The sequence below is a fragment of the Fuerstiella marisgermanici genome, from assembly GCF_001983935.1.
Taxonomy (GTDB): domain Bacteria; phylum Planctomycetota; class Planctomycetia; order Planctomycetales; family Planctomycetaceae; genus Fuerstiella; species Fuerstiella marisgermanici.
Genome location: NZ_CP017641.1, coordinates 2,955,447 through 2,970,324 on the forward strand (window position 1 = coordinate 2,955,447; position 14,878 = coordinate 2,970,324).

A 14,878-nucleotide genomic window follows, 5' to 3' on the forward strand; every position below is an offset into this window, starting at 1 on the left:
ACTTGAAAAGCCAGTGCGGTTTACGAATTGTCTGGCAACGACCGGACGTCTACTTATTTCCACCAGTTGAAAAAGCCGCGAGGTTTTTGCTTGGCAGGTGCCTGGTCCACAGCCGGGGCAGGAGCTTCGAACGAACCGTTTTCGTCGGCGGTGCGGCGAAACGAGATTGGCGTGTCCCAGTTCGGTTCCGCGATTTCTCGTCCGTCGAATTCGGATGCCGCTGCGCCACTGCCGGCCGACGGACTGCCATCATACATTGAACCGCCGTCGCCGAACGCACTTTGTACGGGGCTACCGAATTCCGGCGGCTGCAACGCAGCTTTCGGTGGACCGAATGGCTGGTCCACTGGTGAAAACTGCCCTGGCCGTGAAAGCTGCGAACGTGAACGCGAACGGATCACATCTCCCAGATCCACGACCTGCATATTGCGAGCTGGAATCCGCCACAGTTCGTCCGGCAGATGCGGATTCGTATCGATGTTCTTGAACGTGAGCGTGATCTCCGAATCCGTCGCCGGAAACTCCAGCTTGACTCGCCCCGGCAGGAAGTGGCCATTATGCAACTGATGCTGGCTAAGCGTCGCTCGTGCGATCGTGTGCGATTCGCTGTCGAAAATAACGTGTTCTCGAACGACACCGCGAAGCGTGTCTACCTTGATAACACGCCGAATCGGCCGGCCATGCGGCGTGTCTTCGATAGCTAACAGCCACAATTGGTGAGTTCCCTGGGGCGCTTGCGTTAATTCATAGTCGTTTGCGTCCAGCGGCGTGATGCCCAAAATCAGCATCAGCCATTTGGGATCGATGTACGGCATTCCCGTGGGGATCTGCTGCAGCAAAGCGGTGTCTTCGTGACGCCATGTCAGAACCGCTGGGTCACCCGGCCGGGAGTACATCCAGCAGCGGCTGGCGTTGGAGCCCAGATCGGCTTCCGCCATGATATTTTCCGCCGTCAGACGAAAGTAGTTCGGGGACTGGCAGGCAATGACACCCTTCAAGTTGGGCCGCAGACCATTGGGCAGTCGGACTGTCATGACCGTTGAAGTCGATCGCCAGCCATTGAGACCCTGGTTTTGGCGGTTCAGATAGTCGACGAGTTCGTGGCAGCTATAGCTCATGGGCAAAGCCGGATCGACGTACTGAGGCTCCTTTCGGAACCATGACGTCTGGCAGCCGCTGCCGAACAGCAGCACGGTCGTCAGAATCAGGATGTCGCAGCTTCGATTGATCATTCCCTGATCCCGAGACGGGCCTTCCATTGCCGACGGTTGAATTTTTTCCTGCGTTCGCCCGGCCGCTTACTTGCGACAGCAGCCGAACGGACTGCTAGGCAGCCACTTGAGCCGAACCGCCGAAGAGTTGATTCTGCAACTCAACAATCTGATCGTCTGACAACTCCCGCTCCACAACTTCAAACGGCCCTTCGCCTCCGCTGCCGATCAATCGCATCGCGGGAAGGTCGTCGATTTCGATGGAATCCTCCAAAATCAAACGCCGTTTCCGCAACAGCAACAAAGCCAAAACGTACTGATAATCCTGTTCGACAACGTTCGGTGCTTCGCACAGCTGCATAAAGTAGTCGAACAGTGAATCCGGATCGATCTTTTGCTGATTCGCTTCTGCGTCAGCCGGCACTTCACACCGCCAATGGCCAATCGCGTTTTCCGGCGGGCCGGTCCAGGCTTCGTCGGAGTAGTCCTGCCGGGTGAGCTTGCCATCAACTTCAACCAGCACAGACCAGCAATTCGTGCCCGCAACCAGAGGCTCTCCGGTTGACGCACACACCTTAGAAATCGGTCGGATATTAAAGTCCATGGCCTCGACTGCCTGCCGTAAAACTGTGAGATTCCAGCGGATGCTACGTGAATCGGCAGATTCGGCCAAGAGGAATGTCGGAGTCCTGCGGTGAACTGCAAAGCCCCGGCAGGACACGATTCTCCCGGCATCCGGATTCAGCAAGCGAAGCGAATGAGAAACCAACTGTCGGGTGTTGATAAATCGCAACATGCGAAGTTTGCGCAGCTGTCACAGTGCTATTGAATTGCAAAACCTGAGATTCCAGATAGTCTTCTCAAGCTTCCCAATCTACCCTTACTGCTAGCCGTTACGTGTTCGCTGTGTCCCGGCGCACCTTGGACGCGAACGTTTTTCCAGACCATCGAATGCTTGACTCTTCGCGCACAGATGGCATGTACAGGTAAGGATCGTTTGATCAACGACTGACAGTTCAAAAACAGAGACCTCAGCAACCTGCAAAGTGCGACGCTGAGTGCCAGTTGTCGATCGAACGATCCTGACGAGCCAGTGGCTCTCATCTCCCGATCACCAAGTCGAATTTCAAAGGACAGAAATGATGAAGACGTTTACGAAACTTGCCGGACTGAGTCTGGCAGTACTGATTTCCGGTTCTGCGTTCGCTCAGAACCTCACCGCCATCCCCGCCGCTCCGGGGACAGTTTACGGTGCGCCAATTGACGGCCACGTCGTGCACGACGGGTTCATTCACGACAGCTATCCTGGACCGATTCATCTGGATGCGGCCCCGGAACCACTGTTTACGCGAGTGAAGTACAAAGACAAAAAGAAAGCCCATCCCTGTGCCGTCACGAAGATCATTCGAGTGAACGATCCGTGTGCGTGTGATGACGGTTGCTGCGGCCCGAAGTGTGTCTTTATCGAAATTTGCGTGCCGCCATGCGGTTGCGAGAACGTCAAGTGCCGTCGCGACGGCGACCGACTTCGATACGACTACGGCAAGTACGCTGTCGACATTCGTGTGAAAAAGGGTTACATCGTTGTGGATTACAAACGCTAATCCCTGGGTAAGGTTCGCAGGTGAGGAACCTTTCTAAATACGTCAGTCGTCTGAACCAAACAGGAAGCATTCGTGCTTCCTGTTTTTTTGCGCATTGTGGATAGCTGCCGACCGGTCACTGCGGCTATCAAAAACCTGGTCGCAGATTCGAATCTGACAAACGCACCGATCCCCGCCTGTTTGACGCTGGCGTCTTGAGTATTCCTTGCACACCCGTCAAGATGCTTGTGCAGCGGAAATTCGGGTGCGAATTTTCGCGACTCCTTTCTGAATTTTCTGTGAGACCTCTCGATATGGATCTGCCAACATGTCCATCCTGCGGCCAGTCCGTTCTGGACGACGATGCCGTTGACTGCCCTTTCTGCGGTGCTGCGATGGATGGTTCCTCGCCTGCGAAAACGAAGAAGGCTGCACCCGCCGCCAAAAAGAAATCTGCGCCACCAGCCGACGGAAAAACCAGGCCCGTCAAAAAGTCGCCACCAGCGTCGGATGCCAACGAAGATCCGTTCGCAATCGCTCAAACACCGGCAGCCACAAAAGCCATTCGGTGTGCACCGAAACCCATGAAGGGGCGGCTGCACAAAGTGGTCTGCCCCATGTGCGACACGCCCGGTTTTATCCCGAAAGCAGCCGTCGGTCGACAGGTGAAATGCGCGAACAAAGAGTGCCTCGTACCCATCTTTACAGCAACAGATTCGGACGGCCAAAAGCCAGCGAAGGCGCCCGCTCGAATCAGCGATGACGAACCTGAGATTCGACGCAAAAAAAAGACGACGGACAAGCCAGCGAACCCGATGATCAAATACGCGATCGGTGGAGCCATCGCGCTGGCGGCAACGTTCGGACTGTTGCAGTTTTTAAATAAGCCTGCTCCCGATCAGTTAGGCGCATACATTCCACCGGCCGGCACCAATTCAAACACAGATTTTGAAGACGATGATCCGGATTTGGATGCCCCCGCTGGCAAGCAATCGGAAGAAGCGGTCGAAGTCGCTCCGCAGCGGTCCGCCGTTCAATTGATTGCCACCATGATCGATACTGCGCGGGTGACCGCCGGCAATCGCGACAAGCCGTTTTGTCGGCAGCTGACGGCCGACGCCTATTTGCGCATGAACATGGAAGCTGAGGCGCAGGCGGAATTTGAGCAGATGCACAGAGTCGCCAGCAGTCGCGGCCGGCAGACTCAATATTATCGAACAAAGCCGCTAGTGGCTGACTACTGGAGTAAACTGAAGGCCGGCGACGCTGCCGGAGCGACCGCCGCGCTGAAGGAAGCTCAGGCCGCAGCAGAAGAAATTCCGTCCGCCGTGCTGTTGGCTCAGGATACAGCGGTCACCCTCGCGTCCGCCGTCATGAACAGCGGCGACGCAGAAACCGCTCAGAGTTTAATTACGGGGCAGCAGCGAGACAGCACCGTGGCGACTCAACAGGACCAAGTGAAATACGGCGCGTGGAATTCGCTTGCATTGAAGCTTGTTCATGCGGGCCGTTCGTCACTGCCGCCGCTGCAGGTGTTTTCGTGGAACGAACCTTTGATGACGGCGGTTGGAGTCGATCTGTCGATCCACGGTCAATGGCAAGCGGCCACAGACTGGGCGTCAGCGTTGCCGAACGAGCAAACCGCCAGCGACACGTTTGCAGCAGTGGCGGACCAAATGGTGCAAACCAACGCTCCGGAAGCGGCTCGGGCGGCGCTGGCCACAGCAGCCGAAGCCAAAGGCAGCGACATCGCGCTGCGGACGCATTCCGTGCTGGCTCTGGCAGATGGATCACAGGCTTGGTTTGACAAAGCGGCGGCTGGATTCACCGCTCTGCCGAGCGTCCAGGTGGCGAGTTTGGGGACGATCCCTGAAGTGATCAACATGCGAGCCCCCAAGCTGGACGCTGTTCGTTTGCGCGCCAACTCGCTTGCAGACTTTGTGGCGGCCGCGCACAAGAATGCAGCGGCCGATCAGGCAACCGCAGGTCTGAAGCGGTTCACGGAAGAAGTGTTGTCGACCGTTCCTCCCACTAGTGAGGTGCGACAGGCGGGCGGTGAAATCGATCGCAATGACAACGCCGTCGAAGAAAAAGTGAAGCAGGCGCTCAGCCTTTCAAACTCCAATCAGGTGCGATCCCGTTTCACTGCCTATCGTCGGTCGCTGGACGGTTTAATCCGAGCCAGCGAAGAACGGCGGCTGATGGTCATGGAACTGCTCGCCCAAATCGTTCAAAGCGGTGGGCTGCCGATCGTTCAAACGGCGCTGCAGGAAGATGGCGGCTTGCTGCGTCAGGAAGTCGCCGTGGATTCCTTAAGCGGCTTACTGTTTGTTGCCGCAGCAACAGTGGGGCAGGAGTTTCCTGAAGCATTGCAGAACGACGCGGCAGTGGCTGTCCCGGCAGCTCGTGTGGCCAGGACAGACCCGTTGCCGGAACAGGAACTCATTCCTGTCCTCGTGCAAAGCTGGCAGCAGTTTCAGCAGACATCGGACCTGAAGTCCGCCGCGATTTTGCAATCCAGCCGCGCATTGCCGGGGCTGCAGTCTGCGATGGCTGAACGGATGGCCGAACAGTTAGCTCAAAGCTCAACGACGCCGGAACAGCTATTCGCTTCGGTCACTCAGCTAAAAAGCGACTTATGGCGTGAACGGTGCGTCGCGGTGATGTCGCGAATTCTGGCCGACCGAGGCTACTCCAAGCAGGTTGAGCAGGCAATTATCAGTGGATCGCTGACTCCGGTCCAGCGTATACTGTCCTGGTACGGTTTGACTCGCAGTGCAATCGATTCCGCAACTGCGTCCGCTGAGGGCACCAAAGCGGCGGGGGCCTGAGCGTGATATTGATCGACTTCATCAGGAGTTCCTAAGCATGATCAACTCGGCGGTAGCTTCCACCATGGCTGAACGCCTTGAAGAACTGGGCTGCATTGGGCTTGACCGAGTGCGGCTGGACCCGGCTCCTGGAACGGCGACGATTGACGATCTTGTCGCAGCCAACAGCAACGGGGCGCGTCGCTGCGAACTGATCGATCATACACTGGTGGAGAAGGTCATGGGGTACGAAGCTTCTGTCGTAGCGGCGGCCATCCTTGAGTTTCTCCGGCGACATGTCGCGTCGCGAAAGTTGGGGCTGGTGTCTGGGGCGGATGGGTTCTTTCAGTTGCTGACCAGCTCAGTGCGCGGACCTGACGTGGCTTTGGTGTTGCGTGACCGACTTCCGAATGGCCGCTTTCCGACGGACGCATTTCCTTCGATCGCGCCTGATTTAGTGGTGGAAGTGTTGAGCCCCGGCAACACAAAGCAGGAAATGTCTCGCAAGCGGATTGAGTACTTTCATTCCGGTGTACAACTGGTGTGGATGGTCGACTGTACGCACCGCACCGTCGCGGTTTATCAGTCGCCAGACCGGCCTGTGATCCTAAACGAAAATGACATGATCACCGCTGAACCGGTGCTGGCAGACTTCTCGCATCCGGTCGCTGAATTTTTCGCGGATCTGGATCTAGGTGCAGAATAGCGTTTCTTCACGTCGCCGAATGCGCGCGGACGTTGGATCGCAATTGACATCAAGCGACGTTTCGGCGTAGAACCCCGCGTCCTGAAATTCCTCGTCTGTTCGATGGAGCGAACACATGCGCTGGATTGTGCTGTCAATTGGATTGTTTTTCGTCACCGGCTGCGGTTCCGGGTCCCCCGAGACTCCCGCTGACACGGCAGGCGTGCCGCTGTCGATCAAGAGTCCGGTGGAAGCGGAGAATGTCGGCGGTAACAAACCAGCCACGCTGCCCGAAGCTATGGCGAACCCAGCCGTTGAACAGCTGGTAGCAAAGGCCAAAGCGGGCATCGTCGGTGGAAAAGCGCCGATTGCCGTCGAAGCACTTAGCCAGGCCATCGGGATCGACCCGAAAGACCCCACGCTGTTTCGCATGCGAGCCGACGTGTATGCGTTGATTGGTGAATTCGCCAACGCTCGAGCTGACTTTTCGCTGGCCATTCAGGCCGACCCGAACAACGCCGAACTGCACAACGTGCGCGGCTACTTCTTGATGACTCGCGGAGCGACCAACGATGCTCTGAACGATTTCAACAAAGCATTGGAACTGAATCCCAGCCTGGCGGCGGCATGGAACAATCGCGGGCTGATTCACCTTTCTGCCAACAACTACGACGCTGCCGAAGCTGACTTCGTCAAGGCAACGGAACTCGATCGCAAGTACGTCGATGCCGTCAACAACCTTGGCTTTGTCAGAATGAAAGCCGGAAAACTCGACCAATCGCTCAGCGATTTACAGCAGGCCGTGAAGCTGAATCCGAAGTACACAACGGCATGGAATAACCTCGGCCTTGTGAACATGCAGAAGGAAAACTATGACGCAGCCGTCGAAGCGTTTTCTAAAGCAATCGAACTCGCTCCGCTGGACGTTCGCTGGCGAAACCATCGTCGCGCCGCGTACCTGAAGCTGGAACGATTTGAAGAAGCAACGGCCGATGGCAACCGAGTCGCGTGGTTGACGGGCCTGGCTCAACTTACGAACCACGCCGCTCAAAAATCCAATGACGCCAATGCGTGGATTCAGCGAGCTCGGCATTTGACATCCGGCTCCGAATTCGGCGCTGCGGTCCAGGACTATTCCCGCGCCCTGTCGCTGGATCCTGCCAACCTTGCCGCTCTTAATGGCCGCGCCTATGCGTGGTTTCAAACGGGGGAACTTCAAAAAGCGATTGCCGATTGCGATCAATCACTGGTTGTCGAACCATCGGCGAATGCGTTCTCCGTTCGAGGCGACGCGTGGCTGGCACTGAAGAATTTTGATCAGGCAGTGAAAGACTTCGAAGCAGCCAATCGTTTCGACGAGGTTGTTGCAGAAGCCTATAAAGGTCGAGCCGAACAGCGCAAGGCAGCCGGCCAAACGCAACTCGCACAGGAAGACCTGAAGAAGGCTCAGCAGATCCTGTCCGGCGTAGCTGGCCAATCAGACAGCCACGAAACAGCCGCCAAGCCCGTCCCGTTTCCGGCTCAATAGCCGCCGGTTCGGCAGCTTGAAACAGTGAGTGCTGGTGCAGAGTTCGAACTACTGCTGCGCCGCGTCGATCTTTGAGATACGGGCGACATGTCGTCCGCCTTCAAACCGCGTCTTCAGCCACACGTCGACAATCGCCAACGCTGTTTTCAGGTCCATCATCCGCTCGCCCAACGCTAGGACGTTGCCGTCATTGTGTTGACGGTTTAGGCGAGCAGATTCTTCATTCCAGCACAGCCCGCAGCGGACGCCGGGAACTCGGTTGGCCACAATCGCTTCGCCATTGCCGGAACCGCCCAGCACGATGCCGCGGTCAAACTCACCGCGAGCCACCGCTTCGGCCGCAGGGCGGATGTAATCCGGGTAGTCGACTGAATCCGTTGAATCCGTGCCGAAGTCGTGAGGCTCATGCCCCAGCTCAATCAGCTTCGCGATGATCTGCTGTTTGTATTCGTAACCGGCGTGGTCTGAGGCGATTGCGATCTTCATGCTGTGGTGCCCTATTCCTTCAGACCCGCGTTGAAGGTTTTACGGCCGCAACGGCGCGGCACATGTCTTCAGCGAATTCCTGTACCGAACTGGCAGCTTCGGCCGCATTGGCAGCCTCAGTCATGCGTCGCACGATGGCGGACCCCACGATGATACCGTCGGCGACACCTTCCAGTTCTGCAACCTGTTCCGGGCTGCTAATGCCAAACCCCACGGCAAGCGGCAGAGTTGTGGACTTCCGCATCGACTTCAGTTGATCAGTCAATTCTGCTGGCAACTGTTTACGCACGCCCGTCGTCCCCGCGACAGATACGCAGTACACAAAGCCGCTGGACGCATCCAGAATCTGCTGCGTGCGAGCTTCTGTCGTTGTCGGCGCGATCAGCTGGACAAGGTCCATCCCTTCAGCCTTGGCCACCGCTGCCATCTCTTCTGCTTCGTCGGCCGGAAGATCAGGCATAATCAAACCGCTGAAGCCAACTTGCGCTGCCTTATTTGCGAAACTCTTAATGCCGTAGCGGAAGACGATTGCGTAAGACACCATCGCCAGCACAGGCGGCAAACCTTCTTCCTTGAGTGATTCCATCATGTCCAGAACCTGCTGCACCGTGAGGCCGTTGTCGAGGGCTCTGGTGTACGACGCCTGAATCACGGGGCCGTCGGCGATGGGATCGCTGTAGGGAAACCCTAGTTCAATCAGGTCCACTTTCGCATCGCGTAGCGCTTTAAGCACAGCGGCCGTGGTGTCGGTTGAGGGATCGCCTGCCGTGATGAAAGGCATAAATGTCATGCGGCCCGCTTGAGCTGCATTGTCAAAGGCTTCGGATATCCGGGACATTGAGGGTGCTAAAGGCTGAAGGCAAAAATGCAAAAGGCGGAATGATTGGAAGCGGCAGATTAACGGCTGGGCAGGCTGAGTCCAAATGTGGGCGACGGTTCCGCGAAAGATGGACCTCTTTTCTGCCCGATCCTTGCCGACACTGCTCCAGAAGTCCACAATAAGTGCTACGGAACGCCTTTGAGACGCATGCCGAACTGATGGTCTGTTAAACGCGTCACTCCCGCCCCACACCCAACCTGGTTCCCATCGCCATGAAACATCTGCTCCAGCTTGCCGCCGTTGCCATTCCATTGTGCAGCTACTTCGCATCACTGCCGGTCTCGCAAGGCGACGAAGCGAAGCCGACTGCCAAAGACGCGACACCACCCAAAGAATCCACAGACGACGTGCTTCTGGAAGGGCATTCCGGGCACGGTGAAGTGTTTAACGAAGGACCACGCCAGGCGGCCTATCTGATGGACGGAGTCGGCAACGTGCATTTCGACGTCACCACTAAATCGGACGAAGCGCGAGCTTTCGTGCGACAGGGAGTCGGTCAACTGCACGGCTTCTGGTACTTCGAATCCGAACGCTGTTTCCGCCAGGCAGCCATGATTGACCCTGACTGTGCCACGGCGTACTGGGGCATGGCGATGTCAAACCGCAAAAGCACTGATCGCGCGAAGGGCTTCATCGAAAAAGCGACGGAACGAAAAGACAAAGTCTCCAAGCGAGAACAGATGCTGATCAAGGCATTCGAGACCTACATCAACGCGAAGGCTGGATCGAAAGAAGAAAAAGAAAAGCGAGCAAAGAAGTACGTCACGGATCTTGAAGCCATACTGTTTGATTTTCCGGACGACATCGAAGTGAAAGCGTTTCTCTGCGAATTCCTCTGGTCAGCTAAACGTGAAGGCATCGACATGGTCAGCTACTTCGCGGTTGACGCTTTGATTCAGCAGGTATTGGACGTGGAACCGTTGCATCCGGTGCACCACTATCGCATTCACTTATGGGATTCGCACAAGGCTGAGATGGCGTTGGAATCTGCGGCTCGCTGCGGCCTGGCGGCTCCCGCGATCGCTCATATGTGGCACATGCCCGGCCACATCTATTCGCGGCTAAAACGCTATCACGACGCTGTCTACCAGCAGGAAGCCTCTGCACGAGTTGACCATGCTCACATGATGAAGGACCTTGTGATTCCCGACCAGATTCACAACTTCGCTCATAACAATGAATGGTGCATTCGCAATCTGGTACACGTTGGCCGAGTCAACGATGCCATCGATTTGGCGAAGAATATGATCTCCATGCCGCGGCATCCGAAGTACAACCACATTGGAAAATCGGGCAGCTACAAATACGGTCGGCAGCGGTTGCAGGACGTCCTGCGAACATACCAGCTGCACGAACAGCTAATCGCCCTCGCCGACACCCCGTACCTGGAAAAGTGCGACAACGAAGGCGAAGACTTAAAGCGAGACCGCTACCTTGCCTCTGCACTGGTCGCCGTCGGTGACGTTGAGAAAGCAAATGCGATCCGCAGCGAACTCGACAAAGCAGCGACTGACGAAAAAGCCAAGCAAAAGAAAGCGGGCGACGAAGCCGAAGCAAAGGCCAAAGAGGAAAAGAAGAACGAAAAGGAAATCAAGAAGGCTCGCAGCGACGCAGAAGGCAAGTTCAAGAATCGTCTTAAAGACATCGACAAAGCCATCGCTGAAATCGACGGTCGTCTGGCCGCGCGTGAAGGCGACGTCAAAAGGGCACTTGAGCTGTTCAAAAAGGCGGACGGAGTTCCTGTCGAAGAACAGGTGGCACTAATGCTGCAGGATGGTCAGAAAGACGAAGCAGTCAAGAAGATCAACGCTCACGTTCGCAGTAACCGCGGCGAAGTCCGCCCCCTTGCCGCTCAGGTCGCAACACTGTGGGCGGCCGACAAGAAGGACGACGCCAGGAAGGCATTCGAGGAACTTCGGAAGCTATCCAGTGCTGTCGATTTGCAAGTGCCTGCCTTCGCTAACCTGACGCCTATCGCCACTGAGCTTGGGTTCGACGCGAACTGGCGAATGGAAGCGACAGTCGCGTCGGACACTGGAGCTCGCCCGGCGCTGAGTTCGCTGGGTCCGTTTCGCTGGCAGCCCGTGCAGGCTGCAAACTGGACGTTACACGACGTCGACAACAATCCGCGTTCACTATCAGATTTCGACGGCAAGCCCGTGGTCGTGATCTTCTATCTGGGTGCCGGGTGTCTGCACTGTGCTGAACAGCTGCAGGCGTTTGCTCCGAAGACAGAAGAATTCCGCAAGGCAGGCTACGAGGTCGTCGCGATCAGCTCAGACAAACAGACCGTGATGAAACGGGCGTATGAGGACCTGGAAAACGGATTTCCATTCCCACTGGTTTCGGATTCTGACCTGAGCATTTTCAAGGCCTACCGCTGCTACGATGACTTCGAAAAACAGCCGCTGCATGGCACGTTTGTCATCGACACCCAAGGGCGTATCCGCTGGCAGGACATCAGCTACGAACCGTTTATGGATCCGGACTTCGTCCTGAAAGAAGCCAACCGTTTACTCGGCCAGGACAACTGGGAAGCCACCACAAAGACCGAACGGCTCACCGTGTTGCCAAAGTAGTCGGCGGTCGGCGGCGAGCCGGGCGCGGAACGTATTTTGGTGGGCCGGCCCGCGCGTGGCCCCCTCCCGGACGTTGCTTCGCTTGTCCGACCTCCCCCCAACGGCTTCGCCTGGGAGAGGTAAAAATTGGCGGCGATTATTCGAAACCCGCACGGTCTCTAACGCGGTAGGGGGAAAGTGTTTCCACACACAAACCCCAAAAACTTGGAGTCATAAATTGCACATCCCGAGACCTCTGGCAACTGCATCCCACCTGAAAGCGACCAGCGGGAGCACCGCCGGCGCTTCAGCTTGGTCGTGCGCACCCAATCACCACGCCAATCGCCCGCCGGGGCTACCCGGCTTTGCAATGGTGTCGATCTGGGAGGTGGCTCGCAGGAGCGCGTTGTCGGCGAGTGAGTAGCGGACCTGGGACTCAAGGTAGGCGAATTCGGCGGACTGTAGTCGAGCCTGCATTTGCAGTAGGTTTTCGAGGTACAGGTCTGCAACGGCAACGCCGTCGGCCAGCACGGCGCGGCGAGTTTCTGTGTACTTCAGAATCTTATTGGCTCTGTCCAACGCTTCTTTTTGCTGAGCCAAAACGGCTCCGTACTTGTTGCGTTGAATGACCTGGTTGCGGACATCCTCCGTCACCATGCCGATCGTCGCTTCCAGTTGAGCCTGCATGCGACGGATGGCAACGTGCCCCTGTTCGGCTTTCGCCTGAGCCGCTCTGTTGCGGTACGGGATTTCGAAGTTGAAGCCAATTCCAACGCCAGGTTCTGCCCTTTGAAACTGATCAAGCCAGGCTTGGCCGATGTTTGAATTTCCGCGAAGGCCCGCCACGTAGCCAGTCAGAACCATATCCAGAACGGGCAGGATTTCGTTGGCAGCCACATCAAATCTGACCGACGCCGCTTTGATTTCACGAATGGCTTCATGAATTTCCGATCGTTCATGCAGCGCTTTTTCGATCTGTTGTTCGGGCTGCATCGGTTGGCACTGACGCATCGGTAGAGTTTCCGGTAGCACTTCCTGATTGACGAAATCTGTAAACCGAGAACCATAGATCAGCCGCAGCAGTGCATCCTGAGCTCGAACGATGTCGTGTCTGGCTTCGATCGATGAGGCCTTGCGAGTGGCGACTTCAGAACGAGCTCGGTCCATCATCGCCGGCGTGACGTCTACTTCGATGCGTCCCGCCATCTCGTCGGCAATCTGAGTCGCTCGTTGCAACGACGTGACTGCCTGCAAATACTGACCTCGGCGCAGAACCAACGCCCAGTAAGACGAAGCGACTTCCAGCAGGTGATCCTGAATGCCCGCCTGCAGCCGATCGTATGCCGTGTCTTTGCCAATTTCGGCCAGGCGAACCGCGCTGGTGTTGTAATGCTCGCCCGCTCCCTGCAGCAATGGACGTTGGTAGTCAAAAGTGATCCGTGACGTGCCCTGATAGTTGGGGCTGATGAATTGTGAGTTACTGCTTTTGGTGCCAAAGTTTTGAGCGAGCTCGAATTCGGAGCCATCCCGCGATAGCCGTTTCACGCCGCTTCGCGAACTCAGCGTTCGGCTGCGCAGTTGCTGAGCAGCTCCATCAAGCGTGCTTCCAACGGGATTGCTGTCGCGGTTCCAAATCGTTTCAGCGAAAGTGGTCCAATCGAAAGCCGCATCAAGTCGGTCGACTTCCGCCTGCTGGATAAACCAATCGGAATTCAAAACTTTGAGCTCCGGCGCTTCTGTCAGAGCCAGCCCCAGCGCCTGCTGCAACGACATGGGCAGCGCGTGACGGCCGGTTAGAATCGGCTGACCAATTCGTTCTTCCCACCACAGCAAACTGCGGCGATCGGCGCCTAAATGACTGGAGTCGCTTGCAGCAAAACCGCTTTGGTTGGAGGCGAATGGCTGCGACGGAAACGTGGAATTGGTTGACGGCGCGGCGAGCGTAGTGGCCGGCGGCGCGTCTGCGTTGGGGATCTGCAGCCCGGCGTGCCCAGCCGTCATCGTTGGCCGGCTCGCTCGCGGCGCATCCGTTGTGCCATACCTTTGGGGAAGGACCGAATACGGCATCGGGTCCTCATTTTCTGCCACGTTCGAAGTCGAGGCTTGTCCGATCGTATGTGTTTGAGAGCTTGGAGGTACATGCACGGGACGCGAGTCGGTGGCTGCCGCCGCCTGTGTCTCTGAACTTCGATCAGGCGTCAGAAACGAATGCCCTGCGGTCGCTGGTGATCGTCTGGGCGGTGCTGAATCGGCTTCGCCCGGAAGCTGACTGAAACGCAGATCCGCATCCCCTTCGGCGATCTGTTGTCGAGCGTCCGTTTCGGCGGCAGACGAAGGCAACACGCTAACCGGTCGGACTTCATGAGAATGTCCGCTCTGCAATCTGCTACCCATGTCCCGTTCGCCGGGTAGAACAGAAATCGCGGGCGACGCCGTCCTTTGTTGAACGTTAGCGGCTTCACGCCGATTGGCTTCCACTGAACGAGCGCCGTGATTTGTGATCAGCGGCGAAGCTACGTTGCTCGGGCCATCTTTCCCGCGTGGCATGATTGAAATGGAGTCATCAAAAGCAGCATCTAGTGTCGGCCCTGCCAACTGGTTTGAGCCGTGCTGATTCGGCAAGACCGAAATCGGCCTCGGACGACGCCCGTTCGCTGCCGTCAGGTTTGCAGCTTCAAAATCGGAGGACCACCGCGCGGAACTCACGCCGCTGCTACGCTGCGACGCTGTGAGCGGCGCGCCAAACGAATGCCCGCTGTTGACTGATGTCGATTCGAACTGCGAACTGACCTGACGAATCTTCTGGTGTTTCGGCTTCGCTGCGATGCCGGATCCTGAATTTCCGGACGCCGCAATGTATTCGGCATGCCGCACATTGGGCTCGATCGACAGTGTGAATTCGGCTGTCTCGGCTTCTTCTGACGGCTGCGGCTGACTCGCGGTCAGCGGTAACGTCGTCCACACGGCGGTGCAAAGAAGTGCAGCCCCCAGCAAGGCAAAGCCATTGCGGTGAACGGCGACAGGCTGGGATCTTCGAGCCTTCGTCGTGGCGGAAGGCGGTTTAACACCACCGTTTCCAGCCACCCGCGATTCCGGCGCTTCAGTTCCGATTTTTTCGGCGGGTGACGTCACGAGTA

At 57.0% G+C, this 14,878-nt stretch carries 10 protein-coding genes; 5 read left to right on the top strand and 5 right to left on the bottom strand.

Annotated features, from left to right (window positions below; all coding sequences use genetic code 11):
* Positions 1-53 precede the first annotated feature (53 nt).
* Together Fuma_RS11170 and Fuma_RS11175 are read right to left on the bottom strand one after the other, a co-directional pair.
* On the bottom strand, positions 54-1,232 hold the full coding sequence (locus Fuma_RS11170) for a LolA family protein (protein WP_145944108.1): 1,179 nt from the start codon (positions 1,230-1,232) through the stop codon (positions 54-56).
* A 94-nt stretch (positions 1,233-1,326) separates the two neighbouring features.
* Positions 1,327-1,815, bottom strand: a complete 489-nt coding sequence (locus Fuma_RS11175; RefSeq protein ID WP_077028235.1) for a hypothetical protein — start codon at positions 1,813-1,815, stop codon at positions 1,327-1,329.
* A gap of 535 nt (positions 1,816-2,350) precedes the next feature.
* Between Fuma_RS11175 and Fuma_RS11180 the strand changes: the two genes are divergently transcribed.
* The 4 genes from Fuma_RS11180 to Fuma_RS11195 all read left to right on the top strand — a co-directional run bounded on the left by Fuma_RS11180 (position 2,351) and on the right by Fuma_RS11195 (position 7,817).
* Positions 2,351-2,815 (top strand): hypothetical protein, encoded by a 465-nt coding sequence (locus Fuma_RS11180; protein WP_145944109.1) that lies wholly within the window; start codon positions 2,351-2,353, stop codon positions 2,813-2,815.
* 293 nt (positions 2,816-3,108) lie between these two features.
* On the top strand, positions 3,109-5,625 hold the full coding sequence (locus Fuma_RS11185) for a hypothetical protein (RefSeq protein WP_077024219.1): 2,517 nt from the start codon (positions 3,109-3,111) through the stop codon (positions 5,623-5,625).
* 37 nt (positions 5,626-5,662) lie between these two features.
* Positions 5,663-6,310: a Uma2 family endonuclease gene (locus tag Fuma_RS11190; protein WP_077024220.1), complete on the top strand. Its 648-nt coding sequence runs from the start codon at positions 5,663-5,665 to the stop codon at positions 6,308-6,310.
* A gap of 115 nt (positions 6,311-6,425) precedes the next feature.
* Positions 6,426-7,817, top strand: a complete 1,392-nt coding sequence (locus Fuma_RS11195) for a tetratricopeptide repeat protein (RefSeq protein WP_077024221.1) — start codon at positions 6,426-6,428, stop codon at positions 7,815-7,817.
* 48 nt (positions 7,818-7,865) lie between these two features.
* Here the strand turns inward: Fuma_RS11195 and rpiB are convergent, their stop codons facing one another.
* Together rpiB and trpA are read right to left on the bottom strand one after the other, a co-directional pair.
* Positions 7,866-8,303: a ribose 5-phosphate isomerase B gene (rpiB, locus tag Fuma_RS11200; protein WP_077024222.1), complete on the bottom strand. Its 438-nt coding sequence runs from the start codon at positions 8,301-8,303 to the stop codon at positions 7,866-7,868.
* A 19-nt stretch (positions 8,304-8,322) separates the two neighbouring features.
* Positions 8,323-9,141 (bottom strand): tryptophan synthase subunit alpha, encoded by an 819-nt coding sequence (gene trpA, locus Fuma_RS11205; protein WP_077024223.1) that lies wholly within the window; start codon positions 9,139-9,141, stop codon positions 8,323-8,325.
* 254 nt (positions 9,142-9,395) lie between these two features.
* Here trpA and Fuma_RS11210 point away from each other — a divergent pair, with 254 nt between their 5' ends.
* Positions 9,396-11,762, top strand: a complete 2,367-nt coding sequence (locus Fuma_RS11210) for a peroxiredoxin family protein (RefSeq protein WP_077024224.1) — start codon at positions 9,396-9,398, stop codon at positions 11,760-11,762.
* 309 nt (positions 11,763-12,071) lie between these two features.
* Here the strand turns inward: Fuma_RS11210 and Fuma_RS11215 are convergent, their stop codons facing one another.
* A complete protein-coding gene (locus Fuma_RS11215; RefSeq protein WP_077024225.1) occupies positions 12,072-14,873 on the bottom strand; it encodes a TolC family protein in 2,802 nt (933 codons plus the stop codon).
* Between the last annotated feature and the right edge of the window lie 5 nt (positions 14,874-14,878).